Annotated in this window: 15 protein-coding genes and 1 pseudogene; 4 read left to right on the plus strand and 12 right to left on the minus strand. The window is 44.6% G+C overall.

Going from position 1 to position 19617, the window contains the following annotated elements:
- Window positions 1-70 precede the first annotated feature (70 nt).
- The 3 genes from HFV01_RS01125 to HFV01_RS01135 all read right to left on the minus strand — a co-directional run bounded on the left by HFV01_RS01125 (window position 71) and on the right by HFV01_RS01135 (window position 5742).
- A complete protein-coding gene (locus HFV01_RS01125) occupies window positions 71-292 on the minus strand; it encodes a hypothetical protein (RefSeq protein ID WP_006623251.1) in 222 nt (73 codons plus the stop codon).
- A 175-nt stretch (window positions 293-467) separates the two neighbouring features.
- Window positions 468-4247, minus strand: a complete 3780-nt coding sequence (locus HFV01_RS01130) for a hypothetical protein (protein WP_006623252.1) — start codon at window positions 4245-4247, stop codon at window positions 468-470.
- A 481-nt stretch (window positions 4248-4728) separates the two neighbouring features.
- The gene (locus HFV01_RS01135) at window positions 4729-5742 is read right to left on the minus strand and encodes a Gfo/Idh/MocA family protein (protein WP_006623254.1); all 1014 of its coding nucleotides are present in this window, start codon (window positions 5740-5742) and stop codon (window positions 4729-4731) included.
- Between the two features lie 323 nt (window positions 5743-6065).
- Here HFV01_RS01135 and HFV01_RS01140 point away from each other — a divergent pair, with 323 nt between their 5' ends.
- Window positions 6066-6365, plus strand: a complete 300-nt coding sequence (locus HFV01_RS01140) for a ferredoxin (protein ID WP_006623255.1) — start codon at window positions 6066-6068, stop codon at window positions 6363-6365.
- Window positions 6366-6447: 82 nt separating this feature from the next.
- On the opposite strand, the gene HFV01_RS01145 is transcribed toward HFV01_RS01140, so the two are convergent.
- Both HFV01_RS01145 and HFV01_RS01150 read right to left on the minus strand, forming a co-directional pair.
- Window positions 6448-8103 (minus strand): SpoIID/LytB domain-containing protein, encoded by a 1656-nt coding sequence (locus HFV01_RS01145; protein WP_006623256.1) that lies wholly within the window; start codon window positions 8101-8103, stop codon window positions 6448-6450.
- An 883-nt stretch (window positions 8104-8986) separates the two neighbouring features.
- Window positions 8987-9193, minus strand: a complete 207-nt coding sequence (locus tag HFV01_RS01150; RefSeq protein ID WP_158536364.1) for a hypothetical protein — start codon at window positions 9191-9193, stop codon at window positions 8987-8989.
- A gap of 527 nt (window positions 9194-9720) precedes the next feature.
- On the opposite strand from HFV01_RS01150, the gene HFV01_RS01155 reads away from it, so the two are divergent.
- Window positions 9721-10764, plus strand: a complete 1044-nt coding sequence (locus tag HFV01_RS01155) for an RNA-guided endonuclease InsQ/TnpB family protein (RefSeq protein ID WP_006670950.1) — start codon at window positions 9721-9723, stop codon at window positions 10762-10764.
- 204 nt (window positions 10765-10968) lie between these two features.
- On the opposite strand, the gene HFV01_RS01160 is transcribed toward HFV01_RS01155, so the two are convergent.
- Window positions 10969-11169: a hypothetical protein gene (locus HFV01_RS01160; protein ID WP_071533550.1), complete on the minus strand. Its 201-nt coding sequence runs from the start codon at window positions 11167-11169 to the stop codon at window positions 10969-10971.
- A gap of 336 nt (window positions 11170-11505) precedes the next feature.
- Window positions 11506-11685 (minus strand): hypothetical protein, encoded by a 180-nt coding sequence (locus tag HFV01_RS01165; RefSeq protein WP_008050473.1) that lies wholly within the window; start codon window positions 11683-11685, stop codon window positions 11506-11508.
- Window positions 11686-12465: 780 nt separating this feature from the next.
- On the opposite strand from HFV01_RS01165, the gene HFV01_RS01170 reads away from it, so the two are divergent.
- Together HFV01_RS01170 and HFV01_RS01175 are read left to right on the plus strand one after the other, a co-directional pair.
- Window positions 12466-12612, plus strand: a complete 147-nt coding sequence (locus HFV01_RS01170) for a hypothetical protein (RefSeq protein ID WP_157883466.1) — start codon at window positions 12466-12468, stop codon at window positions 12610-12612.
- A gap of 122 nt (window positions 12613-12734) precedes the next feature.
- Window positions 12735-13610 (plus strand): IS630 family transposase, encoded by an 876-nt coding sequence (locus HFV01_RS01175; RefSeq protein WP_006667970.1) that lies wholly within the window; start codon window positions 12735-12737, stop codon window positions 13608-13610.
- 59 nt (window positions 13611-13669) lie between these two features.
- Here the strand turns inward: HFV01_RS01175 and HFV01_RS01180 are convergent, their stop codons facing one another.
- From HFV01_RS01180 to HFV01_RS01200, 5 genes and pseudogenes are all read right to left on the minus strand, one after another.
- A complete protein-coding gene (locus tag HFV01_RS01180; RefSeq protein ID WP_046321947.1) occupies window positions 13670-14443 on the minus strand; it encodes a DUF4114 domain-containing protein in 774 nt (257 codons plus the stop codon).
- Window positions 14444-14795: 352 nt separating this feature from the next.
- A pseudogene (gene ppsA / locus HFV01_RS01185) lies at window positions 14796-16622 on the minus strand (phosphoenolpyruvate synthase); the annotation flags it as partial.
- 19 nt (window positions 16623-16641) lie between these two features.
- Complete coding sequence (locus HFV01_RS01190) at window positions 16642-17517, minus strand: IS630 family transposase (protein ID WP_006623263.1); 876 nt, start codon at window positions 17515-17517, stop codon at window positions 16642-16644.
- On the minus strand, window positions 17501-17686 hold the full coding sequence (locus HFV01_RS01195) for a hypothetical protein (RefSeq protein WP_006623264.1): 186 nt from the start codon (window positions 17684-17686) through the stop codon (window positions 17501-17503). Before HFV01_RS01195 ends, HFV01_RS01190 begins: the two co-directional genes overlap by 17 nt.
- A 386-nt stretch (window positions 17687-18072) precedes the next feature.
- On the minus strand, window positions 18073-19524 hold the full coding sequence (locus tag HFV01_RS01200) for an MFS transporter (RefSeq protein WP_006623265.1): 1452 nt from the start codon (window positions 19522-19524) through the stop codon (window positions 18073-18075).
- Between the last annotated feature and the right edge of the window lie 93 nt (window positions 19525-19617).

Genomic DNA, 19617 nt, shown 5'->3' on the forward strand with positions numbered 1-19617 from the left:
GAAAATATAGGAATGGGAAACACTTAACCCAAAAAAACCTAAGTTGCGGCTTCCCTTTCCATTATATCACTTATACCAAACCTGCGCGATCGCATAACATCGCTACAACCACTGAAAAAGCGGTAATTCCCAAGGCTACCCAAGGACTTTGACCTTGACTAACAGCGAAAGATGTGGCTACTCCAGCCCCTAAGCCAGCGGTCACGGCTGCACCAATCGGATCACGTTCTGATTCGGGTTTATACATAGTCTTTAGAATGATAAATTCCAATGGCTGCCACTGTAGCACCATGATTGAGAGGGTGGATGCAAAAGTTGCTAAATTGAAATTAAGGTTTAACTTTAGATAAGTTTCTTAACATTCGGTGGGTAAATTCGGGGGGTTTTTTAAGAAAGTTAACAAAATCGGCTCTGGGTCAGCAGGGGCTGGTATTTCCTCTCAATTCATCCTCACAGGTCTAGGGCTGCTATTCCCACCTGTCTAATTCTTGAAGGGAGTTTTGGAATAGGCTAAGAATTTGGTCTCTGCGGGTTTCAAAGTTGGCGGCACCCCAGATAAAAATTAATCCGCCGATCAAAACTACTATCCATTTTAAAAAGGAGTAAACTGAGTTTAAAATGATTAATTGATTGACAATATTAATAACAAATGTGGCTGTACCAATGTACAGAAAAGCACGAGTTTTTAGGCTTAAACCAGCACCAATGGCGATTAAACTAATGAGACCGGGAATAATTCCTACCCATTGACTTTCTAATAAGGAGATTACGCAAATTAAGCTAATACTGATGATGCGGATTAGGTGTCGAAGGGGTCGGCGTTGGGAACCTTTTAAGTAGGGTTCCACCTGTATAATATATAACATTGATAAAGCGGGAGGGGTGATTAGCCACAGTAAATAAGTATCTGCTGGACTGGCGAGAATGGCTTTTAAGATTACCCAATTGAGCAGAAAAATACTAATGTAAGTAAAGCGAATATTTTGACTTAATTCGGCTAGGAATACATAGAAAATGGCGGTGATGACGGTGGCTATATACCAGGAGGGTAGTTGGGGGGGATTAATGAAACTATGAATAATTGCTATAGCTCCTATTGGGAAAATGATGGCAGACCGTCGCCAGGGTGTCTGTGACCATCCCCAATTTTCCCAGGGGAATATATAGAAATAATAGGCAATTAGAGAAGCGATCGCACCTATCCAAGGAAACAGAATATTTCCCCATCCCAGGACATCAATCATATAATAAAGGATGGCTACGGCTTGCAATAAACCCAAATAAACCCAGATATCTTGTGGTTGTTGGTGGGGATGACTGCGACCCTGTACGATCGCATAACGACTGAGAAGGATGCCACTTCCTAACCCTACTAATGCACTAGTATTTCCGGGCATAAAAGATGATATTACTAATAATACACTAGCGATTAACCAATGGCAATGAGCGATCGCTTTAATTTCTGCCGCCGCCAGGTTCAAATATCTGGCTAAGGTTGATGATAAGATCCGATACAGATAGACGAAGCTGGTAGTTAATACGGTGAAGGCGACTAATTGATTAGCTAGGGGTTGGGAACTCACTTGCTGGAATAACATTTCTCCGGTGGCGACGGATACTCCGACTATTCCCAAATAAACTAGGGGTTTTAATGAAGAATGTCGCCGTCCTACTCCTATTAAAATAAAGGCAAATCCCAGGCTATTTAAGCCAGTCCATACGGCTATTTCATTAAATCGCAGAACTGTTCCCAATATACCATATAATAAAGGGATAACTTGCAGGGATTTGGGTAGACTCAAATCTGGGTGTTTTTTGTGCCACAAATCACCGCCTATTTGGACAATAATTCCTAAAGCTGTATTAGCGATCGCCAACAGAATTAAAGAGTGCGGTAAAAATGCCAAGATTTCAGATACGAGTAATTGTATCCCCCAAAATGTTCCATAAATACCATTATCAAAACTGCGAGTTGACAGAGTGGCTGTCTGAGTCCGAAATACTATGGCTGCTACAGTTAAAGCGATGATTATGACAGCGAATAAACTCGGTTGTCTTTGTTGTTGAAAAACTAACAGAGAATGAAAGGTGAGCAGTAGTAACTGTATCGCCGCCAGTGAAGTTCCCCACAGGTCTGCTGCTTGTCTATAGAGTTGGGATAACGAGGCTTCCCGGTTGAGTAAATTATGCCGTAATATCCACAGACTATTAAATACTATGGCGTTAATAAGTAACCAGTCTAAGCTAGAAATTATCGGGAATTCCCAGAGGATAGCGGTTAAGAAACTGAGACCAAACCCTACAGCGATCGCCGCTACAATTAGCCGACGTATATAATAGGAGTTAATGGCAATTATGACGGTGCTTATACCTAAAGATATCGCCCGAATTACAGGTATTTCGACTGTCAACAGTTGCGCGACTACTGTAGTCACAATGGCTAATTCAGCGGATTGTTTTTGTTTTGAATTGCTACCATATTTCCCGACAAAAGTCAAGCCCAAAGGTGTGATTAACCAGATTAAATTGACAGGTTCAATGCTATTGCTAAGTAGGAGATAGCTACAACCCGCCAAGACTAAACCTAGATAAAAACCACTTTTTCCCCAACTATGATCTGGGGTATCATATCGAGATATAAAGTAATGATGACTGGCGACATATAAGCCAAATTCTGCTACCATTAGCGACAATAAAATTATCGACCACTCGGTATAGTTAAGAGTAGGAATTAGCCAGTTGATGCTACTCACCAAAGCTAGTAAAGCGGTGATATGGGTTACATATACTCGAAATGGTGGGCGATAGTTTCGGCGTTTAGTAACTACGGCTAAGGTGAAAGTTGAGGCGATTAAATTAAGCGATCGCGTGAGAGGATTAATCACCCCCAACAAGGCTAAAAAGACTCCTAATAATAATGCGATTTGCTCGCCAAATAATGCCAATTTACGCTTAGGTATTTGATACAGCCACTCAGTAACCGCCAGCATCAAAATCAGATAGGGAAACCAGGTTAAGCTAAGTAGTGACCAAGGGTAATTTTGGCTGTTAGTAATTTCAGCAGCAGTGATAATAGTAGTTTGTCTCATACCACTAGGAATCATGAGTCCTAGTAACCAAACCATCTGTAATCCTATGGTAAAGATTACTAATAAATCCCGCCGTCGCCAAGAGTTTCGCAGGTGTTTAGTCCAGATAGAAATTACCAAAGCGCTAATTAGAAAACCGTGCCAAGGATAGGATATCAGAGAAATTAACCACCCTAAAAGTAGTAATCCGTAGCCGCCACGATTTATTAAAGGTGAGGAAAAATAGTAGATTAACCAGCCACAAATCCCTACAGCCAACCCTAAACCATTAAGGGGGAGTTCGGCGACAAAGATGCCGCGACTAAGGATAATAATTAGGCTATAAATTAACAGCGCGATATCACGATTAGCTAAGGGTTGATGATTGAGTTTTTGGCGAGTATAGAAGGATATAGATGCGGTGATAATTACGGCTAAATAAATGGCAATTATGGGAAAGTTTGACCAACTCCACCCCCAGTGAAGGGAACTGACAAGTAATAAATTGGCGAGTTGTAGCTTCTGGGGAACTGATGGTGTAGAATAGAGTTTAATGGTGGTACTGGATAGCAGGAAGGTGGCGATCGCAATGGTGATCCATCCTAGGGGATATCCCCATAATCCCAAGCCATCCATTGCCCAAAAATTGAGGGGAATTAACAGTAAGGTAACTTGACGCAAAGTAGCAGCAGTCAAGGTTAAGTTATTCTGTTTTTCCGTCCATTGGCTACCTACCCAAAATGCCAAAGTATAAGCTAGTAATACTCCATATTGTGCAAAAGCGGGGAATCTTTCCCACTGACTCGCCGCCAGTACGCCGGAAGATACCACCACCATAAACAGTCCTAAAAATAGCAGCCAACGCACACTGAGTTCAGCTTTGAAAGACTGTAATAATTGGGTAAATACGGGGGTAATGTTGGGCGGTAATGTGGCGGTGAAAGTAGTTTGAGGTTCCCTAATAATAGGTGGTTGAGCTTTCCTAACAGGGGGATGATATACGCGGGAAGGTGGCGGTAGGGGTAGAGGTTGACTTAGATGCAGCTTACAGAGTTGTTTAACCTGTTCTTGAGAAATTAAACCTAATTCTAGCCAATATTCCAAACCATCCAACAGATCTGGATTATCTGGATTAATGATAACTTTAACCGCGATCCATCGTTCCCAGGGTGAGGACATAGTTTGAGGATAGTTAATTCATGTTAATAGGTGAGTGGAACCATTCTGGCATCGAAAAATGATTTTGGCAAGATTTGCCAAGTTGATCGCCTAAATATATAATGAAGCTAGTACAGGCGAAAGGATGGGGAATTTGTGCCAATTAATCAACTGGCTGATCATCCATTGCCTTGGTTAAGGAACTAAAGCAGTTACATAGATGGCAGATTGGGGAATTTAGTTCCTAGGGACCCCAATTAAAACAGTGTCATAATTTCGGTAGCGGTAGGGATGAACTGTGAATAGGATCAAAGCATAAACCAACCACCACAGTTCAAACCCAGCCATGATTTCAGCGACTAAATTACCATTTCTCTCTCTTCTTCGTCTAATGGCTCAAATGCGGGCTAATCTTAATATCATGTTGTTAGAACATTATGATCAGCTTACCCAACTATTAGTGGTGATACCGAAATTGTCACTGATGTTCAATGCCATTAGATTAACTCTGGGTTAAAATCACAGTTTCGCCTGTTTCAGCAGACCGTCTAGCCGCATCAGCTACTTTCAGGGTATAAAGACTATCTGCGACAGAAACATAAAGAGGCGTTCCGTCAAAAAGGTGATCGAGAACCATAGTAGTATCCCGCGCAAACAAACCGCTACGACTTCCGACTTCAATGGGTTGAGGAGTATCTCCCCGTAGTAATTTGCCCTCTTTTGGGGTAAATATCAAAGTTCCGGCTTCCCCATAAAGGGTAAAAAGGTTTTCGGACTCCCAAAAGGTTTCGCCTTTTCCGTAGACGACCTCACCAATGGTCCCACAGGTAAAGTGTAACTGAGTCTGACACCAACAGGAACGATAACGATCGCCATCGACATTCCAAAACCGACTCTGGGCGTTTACAGAAGCCACAGCACCAAATAGGTCAGTCAAACGATGTAAACGGGAAAGCGCCCCCACCAAGGGAAAACCAAACAGAGAATTTTGGTAGGTCCAGCGATCATAAGCCGGACGTTGGGGGTTAATAGTGCTGTAGCGGGCATAAAATATGGTTCCGATCGCCTCTAAAGATGGTTTAATAGAATTGTGCAATCCTCCCAAAAGTTCCAGATGTTCCACATGAAGGAGTTTATGGCGCATTGAAGCCAAGGCGAGCAACTCCTCACCCTCTTGAGGATCGAGACAAAGGGGATATTCAACCACCACGTGCTTATCATTTTCCAGGGCGGCTTTTGCGATCGCACCATGATCGCGGTTAATGGTGCTAATCATAATCAGGTCTAAATCGTCTCGCTGTACCAATTCCAGCCAATTAGGGACTAATTCCGCATTAAACTCTTGACAGAAGGCTGCTGTAGTTTCTGGACTATGACCGGTAACCGCCACTAAATGCGATCGAGGATCAGAGTTGAGGGTTTGGGCGCGGGACTTAGCAACATACCCAGTTCCCACCAAACCGACGCGAATAGTGGAAGGGTTAGAAATTGTATTAGAAAAATTACTGGCTGTCATCTACAGACTGATATATTTTAGGGAGATATGACTAAGGCTTAAAACCCTAGCTCATCCATTATTATCCCTTATGCTGACGACTATGCAACCACCTGGCCCTATAGGCTGGCCAGATAAGATATAAGCAATTGGGATGTAATTAGAAAAATTTATAACAAAAACCATTCATAATATGGCCGCGAAAGGTTTTACAACCTCGTGTTTTTCCTTTAATATCAGAAAGTGAAGAAAACCGAGACCACAGGGAGTTAGGCTAATATTCCCTTGTGATTTATATAGGTTTTTCTTATCGATTTTTTTGAGAACTTAGAGAGGAACACTGAATGGCTACTTACAAAGTCACTCTGATTAACGAAGCTGAAGGCATCAACGAAACCATCGATTGCGATGATGATACATATATTCTCGATGCTGCCGAAGAAGCTGGACTAGATCTGCCCTACTCCTGCCGTGCTGGTGCTTGCTCCACCTGTGCTGGTACAATCACCAGTGGTACCATTGACCAGTCTGATCAGTCTTTCTTAGATGATGATCAGATCGAAGCTGGGTATGTTTTGACTTGTGTAGCCTATCCCACCTCCGACTGCACAATCAAAACTCACCAAGAAGAAGGACTCTACTAAGTTTCTCCAACCTGGTCAGAGAAGGGAGAACAGGTTATTTTGGTTACAGCGGATCTGTTCTTCCTTCCCCTATAGCCAGGATTTATGGAGATTGCTGCCCAGTGATTAAATAATTGTTCAGGGGTTCTAGTTGAGTCCCCGGAAAATAAAATTCCAAAATGCGATCGCTAGACCAACCCAACCGGGCGAGTTTATGCGATCCTATTTGGCTGAAACCGACACCATGACCAAACCCGCCGCCCACAAAATTATAGCCTTGCAGAGTTTGGTTAGGGCCATAAATCGGATCAATATAGAATAGGGTACTAATAGGAGGCCAAAAAGCACTTTGGACCTCATCCTTATGGATGGGGATAACACCCTTATCAGTTTGTACCTCCATTTTCAACACCCGGCCAGAGTGAGCCCTTTCCACCACCCTCACCTGTTGAATAGTGTTAAAATCTGCCAGGGGACTTTTGCGACGCTTGAGATAAAATTGCAGATGATTAGTCATGGCCTTGAGATCTGTTCGGTATTGCCAGCGAAAATCACTCCAACCCTCTTCATTAAAACCCTTCCTCAGACTCATAAACCGCCGGAAGTTCTGTTCATCAGCTAGGCTGTAGCTTTCCAGGTTCCACACATTTTGAGTAGTATCTAATACTGACCTGAGATAGGGTGGCTTGGGTCCATCCCAGACATCATTAAAATTAGCAGTAATGCCACCACTAGACGAGAAATACACGGCATCGACCAATTCCCCGTCATAGGTCAGCACTAGGCCCCTGGTGTTAGTAATAGCGTTATCAGTAGATGGGTAAACCTCCGTTAACCCCTTATATACTTGACAATCGGTATTGGCACAAATTTGATAATTGTCCGCCTCAAACCGATGCAGATTCCGCAAGACATAGGTACGCGCTAAAATAGCCTGGGCTTCAATAGAAGCAGCGGGAGGCCATGCGCCCATTTCATGGGGTACAACTCCCCGCAAATAGGTTTCTAAGGGAACATGGTTAACCAGGGTATAGGTTCCGTAGGCATCTGGCTGGAGTTTTAAACTGCCTCCATAAACTAAAGCCTGGGGGTCATCTCTTTTCTTACCTACGGAAATGACATTCTGGGGAGCTTCAATTTTTAACTCTTGGCGGTTGTAACGATAGCCACCTAACACCCAATAGGGGACGGGTTTCTCTCTGGCTACTTGGCTGGTGAAAGTAGGCTGATAGCCCTGGGCTTTTATGCTTTCTAGTAACCATCGGCGCAACAGGGGAGTTGAATAAGTTTCCCGAGAAGCCCAAACCTGCCATACATCAGGTTGCGCTAGTTCAACTTCGATGCCCATTTCTCGCCATTTGTTAGCCTGCTGTGCGGCGGTTTCATAGCTGCGGTGACTGCTAAAAATCAGACGTTCGTTAACTTGGGGTTCTGGAAGGGGTTGCATTCCCACCTGAATAACGGCGCTGAGGGTATGCAGGACTTGTTCACCTTCGGGGGTAGCAAAACGCAGCCTGAGATGGTCTCCAGGTTTGGCTTGCAAGACGAGGGTATCTGTGGGGGTTTTACCAAATTGCTGCACTACGCCTACTTCTAGGATAGGGTTAATTTCTTCTTGGGCGATCGCTTTAGTCGGTGTCAGTCCCAATAAACATCCGAACATTAAAACCATTGGCAACTTGCCTAAACTCTTAGAAACAGACTGACCACTACTCCGGGAGTATAGGTTAGGTTGGGGGGCTGTTATCGCGTTCATCATCTCGACTCTCAGATATCAGGACACGCTATCCATTATACGAACAGCACTGGAGCATGAAAACCTTGTCTCAAGAGAGCAAGGATGAAAGGCGACACGGGTATAGTGCCCGTCAGCCCAAGACCTGATCAACTCTCGAACAACATCGCTGTTTGACTTTACACGCTTACTAGATAAATGCTACACTGATTGACCATGGATAAAGGTAACCAACCACTTAAAAAACCTTGTTGCCGAAAGGCGTACACTAGACCTTGACAATTGAATCTATGCGGTTTTGCTGCATTGTTCTAGCTTCCTCCTGGCAGCAGGTAAAAGATTCACAGGAACTAGACAAATCAGTTTTTGAGGTATATTTGCTTCAATCTAAACAGGATTGGCAGAAATGCAACTACGGTAGGGCATACCGAAAGTAACGCTTGGGGAGAGTCCCACCTCTGGGCTAGACGACGCAAGGAATCTAGTTTAAGTGGTCTCGGTGAGCCAAGAATCCCCGTCTCTTCAGACCGGGGAGCAAGAATTTAATCCAAGATTTGCTTTACATCTTAGGACAATAAGGTACAATACCCCAAAAGATTCGCAACTCAATCAATAATGAGTATACGGTCAAACCCCAGACCATGCCAAATTTCCCTGACGACATACTCATCAAGTCGGATTCTTCATGGTAAAATCCAATCATGGTGCGAGACGTTTAGGAGTCAAATAAGGCTGCAATGCCTGAAATAACCTCCTAGTGGGACTTTCACCCCTTGGTGAAATATAAGGGACTCGTACCCTGACCATCCCATAACTGTTTATATGTCCCAACGTTTGGTATAGAAATATACAAAACAAGGCAGGGAACTCAAGGTCAAAACGCCCAACTGGAAATATTAATGATTCCTTAACAATTGCGTTGAGAGTAACGGCGATAGCCACCCCCAGTTTTGGGAATCATAACCCCAGGATTGAAGCGGGGAACGGAAGGCGTGAAGTAGAACCTACTACCAAATGCGACCACTGCCAACCATCCATGATTAGGGAAACCGAATGTCCGGCTTGAACCATCGTAATGATTTAGCAGCGAAACAGGTTGATACGCTGCGTTCAAAAGAGCAAGGGGAAAAGTAGGGTAATCATGACATCACCTACACAGACTTTTAAAAGTACCCCGGTGGAGAGGACAAATCTAAAGATGGAATGCCCGTATAAACGGAACGTTTAAACCCCTTTTAGGCTCTCAAGTGGCAGGATGTACCTGCGGAGTAGTGAAAGTGTAAGCGTATACCTTTAAGGGGAAAGGATGTGACTGAAAGCCAATGCCTAACTGTAATGGTTAGGATATGCCCACTAGTCACGGTGTGGATATAGAGACTGCGACAATTAGGAGTGTTTACGACGAAAGCGAGTTTAAACACTACGATGTTGTATTTAGCTCCAAAAGTTGAAATCACAAAAGCAGGGAGTCGTTACCCTGTTCCCGATGTCAAAAGGGGTATCCACATCAGGAGCCGTGTGATGTGAAAGTATCAAGCACGGTTTTGAATTGGAGTTGGGGAAGGCGACTTCCCTTTCGACCATAACCCTTACAAAGCTTTCCGAACCAAACTAAAACTCAATGACTGTCAAGCCACCTTGATGACCAAACACGCGGGGTATGCTCGATTTGTGTTCAATTGGGGATTACACTTATGGATGTCAGCTTATGAAGAGGGACTCAAGCCTAACGTCAACTCCATCAAAAAGGTTTTTACTAATTATGTGAAACCTCAATATCCTTGGATGTCCGAATTGTCTTCTAAAGTTGATCAATATGCCTTCATTAATCTAGGGGATGCCTTTAAGCGCTTCTTCAAGGGAATAAGCAGTTATCCTAAATTTAAGAAGAAAGGCCACCATGATAGTTTTACCCTTGACAATTCCGGAAAGCCATTCAAGTTGTCAGGAACTCGCCATAAGCTGCCTTTTGTGGGCTGGGTTTCTACATTTGAGGCTCTACCCGAAAGTTGGGTTAAGAAAGTCACTATAACGCGCCAAGCAGGTGACTGGTATATGAGCTTTTTCGTAGAAATCACGCCAGAAATTACACCGAAATATCGAGAGAGAATCGGGGTAGACCTAGGAATTAACAATTGGGCGACTTGCTCCGATGGGACCCAATTCTCTAATCCCAAGGCTTATAAAGCAGCGACCAAAAAAATAGCCAGATTACAACGCCATTTAAGTCGCAAAGTCAAAGGCTCGAAAAATTGGGTCAAATGTCTCTTAAAAGTTCAAAAGCTACATCAAAGAGTCGCTAATATTCGCCGTGACACGATTCATAAAATAACTACTTTTTTGGCTAAAAACCACAGCCAAGTAGTCATTGAAGATTTGAATGTGTCAGGTATGCTGAAAAATCATTGTTTGGCGGGTTCTATCGCTGATGCTTCATTTTATGAGTTCCGTCGTCAACTAGGTTACAAGGCAGAACGTTATGGTTCAAAGTTGATTATTGCCGATAGATTTTATCCATCCAGTCAACTGTGTTCTAATTGCGGTTATCGTCAAAAAATGCCCCTAGTCCGTCGGACTTTTGAATGTCCAAACTGCGGTCTGGCGATAGATCGTGACTTGAATGCCAGTATAAACCTAGAGTGCGAGACGTTTAGGAGTGAAATAAGGCTGCAATGCCTGAAATAACCTCCTAGAGGGAGTTAAACTAGTCAATCCGGCTGCTACTATAACTAGATTATTAGTTTACCCCTTAAATATATATATGTCCCGACGCTTAGTGAGTTATGACACTAAGCAAGGCAGGGAACTCAGGGTCAATCCCATTCTAAGAAATCGCAATGTTCCATCCAAGTATACTACAAGGAGGAGTATTTAACCCACTTGGGGCGATTATGGGAAAGAGTAAAGGCGGTAGCCACCCCCAGTTTCAGAAATCACAAATCTGGGATTGAAGCGGGGAACGGAAGGCGTGATGTAGAACCTACTACTATAGGCGACCACTGCCAACCATCCATGATTAGGGAAACCGAATGTCCGGCTTGAACCATCGTCATTATACAGCAGCGAAATAGGTTGATACGCTGCGTTCAAAAGAGCAAGGGGAAAAGTAGGGTAATTTTAGCATCACCTACACAGACCTTTAAATGTACCCCGGTGGATAGGACAAATCTAAAGATGGAATGCCCATATATATGGAACGTTTAAACCCCTGTTGGGCTCTCTACGAGTACATCTTGTAGAGTAGTGAAAAGTGTAAGCGTATGGTGCGAGACGTTCGGGTATGAAATAGGGCTGAAATGCCCGAAATAACTACCCGGTGAGGATTCCAGCTCCGAATCTGGATATAAGGAGACCTCTCCTGACCATCCTCATAACTGGTTATATGTCCCGACGCTTAGGGAACTAAGCAAGGCAGGGAACTCAAGGTCATAAACGAACTGAGAAATCAGGGAGTAGAGAGTAACGGCGATAGCCACCCCCAGTTTTGGAAATCATAACTCCAGGATTGAAGCGGGGAACGGAAGGCGTGAGGTAGAACCTACTACCAAGACGCGACCACTGCCAACCATCTATGATTAGGAAGACCGAATGTCCGACTTGAACCATCGTAATACACTAGCAGCGAAATAGGTTGACACGCTGCGCTCAAAAGGGCAAGGGGAAAAGTAGGGGGTTCGTGCGACTACCTACACAGACCTTTAAAAGTACCCCGGCGGAGAGGACAAATCTAACGATGGAATGCCCATATAATCGGAACGTTGTAACCCCTCTAATGCTCTGCCTATAAACCAGTGAGTAATGCTATTCACAAGGCAGTAGTGAAAAATGTAAGCGCATGCTTAGAGGGTGAAGGATGTGACCAGAAGCTAAAGCCCAATTGTCATGGTTGGGATATGCCCACAGGTCACGGTGGGGATATAGATACTGCGGTCAGTAAGAGTATAATGGCGAGGACGAGTTTAAAGACTACGTGGTGCATATAGCTCTGAACATCGAAGTAGAAAGCAGGTCTCTTGATTCTGCTCCTTTGACAAATAGGGTATCCACACCAGGAGCCGTGTGATGGGAAACTATCAAGCACGGTTCTGAATGGGAGAGGGTGAAGGTGACTTCACTCTCGACCCCTAACCCCATAAGGGGAAAGGATGTGACTGAAAGCCAATGCCTAACTGTAATGGTTGGGATATGCCCACTAGTCACGGTGTGGACATAGAGACTGCGATGATGTAAGAGTGCTTATGACCGAGAGCGAGTTTAAAGACTACGTGGTGTATATAGCTCCTAAAGTTGAAGTCACAAAGCAGGGGGTCGTAACCCTGTTCCTACTGACAATAGGGTGTCTACATCAGGAGCCGTGTGATGTGAAAGTATCAAGCACGGTTTTGAATGGGAGTTGGGAAAGGTGACTTTCCTTTCGACCCCTACCAAAATCGCCTGGTTCCGACGATTACACTTGTGGACGGGGTGCTGCCGACAGTCCCGGACGAAGCCAGAAATAAACATCAAGATCCGGCTATGTCCGGTTTTGTTTAAGTTTTATAGAGCAGTGTCAAGAATGATCAAACCCAAATCTCCCGCTAGAATTGGATCTATAGCACAAGACAGAACACTTAGGACGTATAATGGAGAGGACGAGATGACTAAGAAGACCAAAAATGCCAGCCCCCTATAGTTACGACCTCAGACAAAAAGTTATTGATGCCATTGAACTAGACGGTATGCCCAAAACAGAAGCCAGTCAAGTTTTCCATGTCAGCAGGAACACCATTAATCTCTGGCTGCAAAGAAAAGCACAGACCGGAGACTTCCTCCCTAAACCTCATCACCGACCTGGCAATAACCACAAAATTACCGACTGGCAGAAATTCAAGGCTTTTGCCCAAGAGCATGGCCACAAAACCTCCGCTCAAATGGCTGAACTTTGGGATGACGACATCTCTCCTCGCACCATATCCAGAGCCTTGAAGAAAATTGGCTTCACCAGAAAAAAAACTTACGGCTACCAAGAACGTTGGAAGCAACAGCGAGAGGAGTTTATGGCTCAGATTGAACAGATGGAGCCGGAAGAAGTGGTCTACCTCGATGAAGCCGCCATGAATAGTCAGGACTCGGATTACCCTTATGGTTACTGCGAGGAAGGAAAACGCTTCCATGCACTCAAATCAGGGAAGAGGCAGGGCAGGGTAAGTATGATAGCCGCATGGTGTCATCAACAACTCTTAGCTCCCTTTAGCTTTGAGGGTTGTTGTAATCGGACAGTGTTTGAGTTGTGGTTGGAGTTCATCTTAATTCCAACATTGAAGCCAGGTCAGACTCTAGTATTGGACAATGCAACGTTTCATAAAGGGGGGCGGATTGCTGAACTGGTGGAGGCAGCTCAATGCCGTTTACTCTATCTACCACCTTATTCGCCAGACCTCAACAAGATAGAGAAATGTTGGTCGTGGCTGAAAGCCCGTATTCGCCACTGCATTGAGCAGTTTGATTCTCTCCATGATGCCATGGATTCCGTTCTCAAAGCTGCGTCCTAACCACCTTGACTAATGCTATAACAGGAGATATGGACAATATTTCCGAGTTAAATTCGCGCCTAAGACTTTTGTTCACCTTTGCGACTGACAAGGGAGAAAGCCGCGCCAACTGCTAGGAGTCCTAACACCATAGTAGGTTCAGGAACTTGCACACCTCTGATGGCATTCATATTTTTCTTGCCGATATCAAGGGCAAACACAACGTCATTATAGTCTCTGTCACCACCACCGACGATATCTTCAAAAGCTAACACCAGATAGCCAGATTGTTCATAGGCCATCACTTGTTGGAATCCATTTCTGTTCCGGCTGGAGTCAACATATAAACGAGTGGGGTTGCTGCGTCCATAACCATCGGAATTTAGGAAAAAGTCTAGGGTAGTTCCTCCGTTAACTGTACCCAAGCTGACAAAATCACCTGCTTGTAAAGCATTAGCGGTTGGGTCGTTGCCAGAATTTCGATAACCGATATGAGTTGAGCAACTGCTAGTTAGGCAGACAATATCATCAAATAGAATAGTGTCTGATATGGTGGTAGCGCCTGTAGCAGAAACACCTAACTGGTTGCGATACCATGCACCCTCACTGAGGAAATGCACTTTCACTTCATGGTTGAAATCTAATGTTAGTTTACTCAAATCTAGCTGACGACTAGAAACAAATGAGGGGTCTAGGGCTTGATATTCGGTGTGGATATAGTCATTAAAAACACCGGAGTTAATCAGCCCTTGAAAGTGTTCATCGGCTCGTTGAATAGTGAATGCAGCAGCGGAACCAGCAACGGCTAGGGTAGTTGTGACGGCTGTAAATGCTGCAAGGATTGTGGATTTCATGGGGGTTGGTCTCCGTAAGTTTTAAGATAGCAGTTCAGTAAGATGCGAGTCCTGGAAGATTCATAACTTTTTAGCTGATGACTCTATTATGGAAAAGTTATCAGTTCTTTGTCCAGCCAAATTGGCAATCTTTACCAAATCTTTAAATAATTTATTTGTTTTATAAAGATTATGCAAATTTTTTAGTGAAAATACGGAGATTTTTGGGGGGGATATCCCCCCCAGGGGGGTATAAATAATCGCTCATAAAAACTCCCTCACACCCCTCTGTCCCTGTGGTATAGGGAGCCATAGAAGGAGGAGAGGGTTAGGATAAAGGATAAACTGCTATATTGAACTGAAATCAGATCTCCTATTTCTCGATTTTGGCGACCTCTAGTAGGGTCTTGAGTAGAGAATCAGGGTTGAGGCTAATTGAATCAATCCCTAAGTTTACCAAAAATCGGATAAATTCAGGATAATCACTGGGGGCTTGACCACAAATACCAATCTTGCGATCGTAACGTTTCGCCGTTTGAATGACCATTTTAATCATGCGCTTAACGGCTTCGTCGCGTTCATCAAAAATGTGGGCTACCAGTCCGTAATCACGATCTAAACCGAGAGTTAACTGAGTTAAATCATTGGAACCGATAGAAAAACCATCAAACACCTGGCAAAATTTATCAGCCAATAAAACATTGCTGGGTAACTCACACATGACATAAACTTGCAGACTATTTTCGCCGCGTTTTAAGCCATGTTTTGCCATTTCTGCTAAGACCTGCTGACCCTCTTCGGGGGTGCGACAGAAAGGAATCATGGGAATGACATTAGCTAATCCCATTTCATCGCGAACCCGCTTGATCGCTTGACATTCCAAGGCGAAGGCTGGGCGATATTTGGGGTCAGTATACCGAGACGCACCCCGCCAACCAATCATGGGGTTTTCTTCGAGGGGTTCAAATTGTCGCCCTCCCAGCAAATTGGCGTATTCGTTACTTTTTAAATCACTCATGCGTACAATGACGGGTTTGGGATAAAAAGCAGCAGCAATAGTGCCAATTCCTTGGGCGAGTTGACTAACAAAATAGTCGGGTTTGCTATTAAATCCGGCGGTGAGTCTGTCAATTTCCTGGCGCGCGGTTTCATCTTGGAGTTGGTAAAAGTTAATTAAGGCGAGGGGATGGACTCGGATCTGATTAGCAATGATAAATTCTAGTCGCGCTAGTCCTACGCCGTCACAGGGTTGAGAAGCAAGGCTAAAGGCTTCGGCTGGGTTGCCAATATTGAGTAAAATTTGGGTGCGGGTTTTGGGTAAATCGTCTAATACGGTTTTGGCGATCGCAAAAGGTACTAAACCCTGATAGACTTTACCGACTTCGCCTTCGGCGCAGGAAACGGTTACGGCTTGACCGGTGCGTAAGATATCGGTAGCATTACCACAGCCGACAATGGCGGGAATGCCCATTTCTCGCGCAATAATCGCCGCATGACAGGTGCGACCGCCGGAGTTGGTAATAATGGCGGAGGCTTTTTTCATAATTGGTTCCCAGTCGGGGTCTGTTTTTTGGGTAACTAAAATTTCGCCGGGTTTAAATTCATGAATGCGCTGGACATTAAGCAAAACGCGGGTTTTACCTTGACCAATACGATCGCCTACAGCGCGACCCTCGACTAAGACTTCTGCTGTACCTTGGAGGTGATATTGTTGCCAAATGCGATCGGACTTTTGAGATTGGACTGTTTCGGGACGCGCCTGGACAATAAATAATTCCCCAGTTTGGCCGTCTTTCGCCCATTCAATGTCCATGGGGGAATAACAGCCCCGAATTTGGTTATAGTGATCTTCGATAATTTGCGCCCATTTAGCCAGCTTGAGAATTTCCTCATCACTTAGGGCAAATTTTTGTTTTTCGGTTTCTGGGACGGGAATAAGGCGGGTAGCTTCCTGGCGATCGTAAACCATTTTCACGGCTTTACTACCCAGACGCTTGGCGATAATGGGTCGAAAACCCTCCCGCAACATGGGTTTAAATACCATGAATTCATCAGGGTTGACAGTCCCTTGGACTATGGTTTCCCCTAAGCCATAGGCGGCGGTAATGATGACGGCATTTTTGAATCCGGTTTCTGTATCAATTGAGAACATTACCCCGGAAGTGGCTAGGTCGGATCGCACCATTTTTTGTACGCCAATATATCATTAGTCAAGGTGGTTAGGACGCAGCTTTGAGAACGGAATCCATGGCATCATGGAGAGAATCAAACTGCTCAATGCAGTGGCGAATACGGGCTTTCAGCCACGACCAACATTTCTCTATCTTGTTGAGGTCTGGCGAATAAGGTGGTAGATAGAGTAAATGGCATTGAGCTGCCTCCACCAGTTCAGCAATCCGCCCCCCTTTATGAAACGTTGCATTGTCCAATACTAGAGTCTGACCTGGCTTCAATGTTGGAATTAAGATGAACTCCAACCACAACTCAAACACTGTCCGATTACAACAACCCTCAAAGCTAAAGGGGGCTAAGAGTTGTTGATGACACCATGCGGCTATATAGCTCACCCTGTCCTGCCTCTTCCCTGATTTGAGGGCATGGAAGCGTTTTCCTTCCTCGCAGTAACCATAAGGGTAATCCGAGTCCTGACTATTCATGGCGGCTTCATCGAGGTAGACCACTTCTTGTGGCTCCATCTGTTCAATCTGAGCCATAAACTCCTCTCGCTGTTGCTTCCAACGTTCTTGGTAGCCGTAAGTTTTTTTTCTGGTGAAGCCAATTTTCTTCAAGGCTCTGGATATGGTGCGAGGAGAGATGTCGTCATCCCAAAGTTCAGCCATTTGAGCGGAGGTTTTGTGGCCATGCTCTTGGGCAAAAGCCTTGAATTTCTGCCAGTCGGTAATTTTGTGGTTATTGCCAGGTGGGTGATTAGGTTTAGGGAGGAAGTCTCCGGTCTGTGCTTTTCTTTGCAGCCAGAGATTAATGGTGTTCCGGCTGACATGGAAAACTGGACTGGCTTCTGTTTTGGGCATACCGTCTAGTTCAATTGCATCAATAACTTTTTGTCTGAGGTCGTAACTATAGGGGGCTGGCATTTTGGGTCTTCTTAGTCATCTCGTCCTCTCCATTATACGTCCTAACTTTCCTGTCTTGTGCTATACCTTTATACAGGGTCGGATAACAGCCACTGTTGGGATTGAGGACGGGACGTTTGGCATCCCGACATTGACGAGTTCCCGATTGCCATTCCCGATATCGGGTCATGTGCTATACGTCCTAACTTTTCTGTCTTGTGCTATATCTGGGTTCCGAACAGAATAAGGGCGGGTTCCGTGAGTTGGCGGGTTTTTACCGGGGCGTTACATAAGAAGGGCGGGTTCCGTAAGTTGCCGGGTTTTTACCGGGGCGTTACATAAGAAGAAGGGCGGGTTCCGTAAGTTGCCGGGTTTTTACCGTAGGTGAAGGCGGGTTCCGTAAGTTGCCGGGTTTTTACCGGGGCGTTATATAAGAAGAAGGGCGGGTTCCGTAAGTTGGCGGGTTTTTACCGGGGTGTTACATAAGAAGAAGGGCGAGTTCCGTAAGTTGGCGGGTTTTTACCGGGGCGGATCTAGCACCCGCCCCTACCAGCCGCCCCTATCATTGGTAGTTATTTAGTCGTGGCGTTGTTGCAATTGTAGACGAATGGCTGCGTGGACGGTGCGAGTAATTGGGTAAAAATAGGCTAATACTAACCCCATGGATAAAAAGGCAATGGGAATGGGGCCTACCATCAGGCGAATTGCCCATAATACGGATTCGGGTTGGCTGATTGCTTCTTTGGAACCGGCTGTGGCTAACAGTCCAGCATGGCTGAGAATTTGTCCGACAATAAATAGGGATAGGGCAATTCCTAGTTTTTGTAACATTACCATAAAACTGTAAAAAATGCCTTCCCGTCGCTGTCCGGTGTTGAGTTCATCGAGATCGACAACATCGGGTAAAATTGACCAGGGGACTAGGTGGGCGGTAGCTATTCCAAATCCAGCGATCGCACCTAAACCATACATGGTCAGCATTTGTCCGGGTTGCAGCATGAATAGTCCGACTCCGGCTAACATGGTGAAGGGAATGCCTAAACAATAGACGGTTTTTTTGTCTACTTTTTGGGCGATCGCATTCCAGAAAGCCATACCCAGTAAGGATACCCCTTGCACTAATAATGCCATTTGGGTTAAGTGGCGATCGGCTAGTTGCATATAATCTACTATAAAATAGGGTAGAATAGCAACGGTTACCTGTACTCCCAACCAGGAACATAAATAAATCCCAATGGCATAAAGAAAGGGTTTATTACTAAAGGCAATGCGAATTTGTTGTAAAAATGGTAATGATGGAGGTCGGGTGATTGCCAATCGTTTAGCTTCTTGTTGAAAGTAGCGTTTACTGGTTCCAAAAACACATATATAGACAGATATCATCGCCATTAATCCCCCCAAACTACCCAATAAAGGATATCGCAATTGGGGAGATTCAAATAATCCAAATAAAACCTGGGCTAACACTAAAGCAAATAGACTTCCGCCAATTTTAAAAGCTGATTGAAAGCTGATTAAACTGGTACGTTCGTCATAGTCTTGGGTAAGTTCAGCCGCCAAAGCACCGAGGGGAAGAAATACGGCGGTAAATGCGGTATAAAATAGGATGGTAATCAAGCCATAATAGCCGAATAGTAGCCAGCCACTAACAGGAGGTACAACCCAATGCAGGAAAAAGCAGATACCCAAAGGAATAGAAGCTACTATCATCCAAGGGTAACGCCTTCCCCAACGAGACTGGGTGCGATCGCTTAACCAACCAATCATCGGATCACTGATAGCATCCCATCCTTTACCAAGTAATAATACACTACCTGCTAAACCTGCATCAAGTCCCGCAATATTAGTCAAGAAAAACAGCAAAAAGAAGACTTGCATACAGCCGGGAATAGCACCGCCAAAATCTCCCATTGCATAGGCGGCTTTAGTGCGAATAGCCAGATGATCACTATGGTAGTCGGTAGCTTGAAAGCGATCGCTGAGTTGAACAAGTGCCGTCTTGGCTTGTTGTCGAGAAAGGCGGATCATAGTTTAGGATTTATCTACAGGTAATTCTCGGATTGATTGATAATAGCATATATACATTGAGTTAGCATTGACTTCAGGAAATCATGTTAATTA

The organism is Limnospira fusiformis SAG 85.79, assembly GCF_012516315.1.
GTDB lineage: Bacteria > Cyanobacteriota > Cyanobacteriia > Cyanobacteriales > Microcoleaceae > Limnospira > Limnospira fusiformis.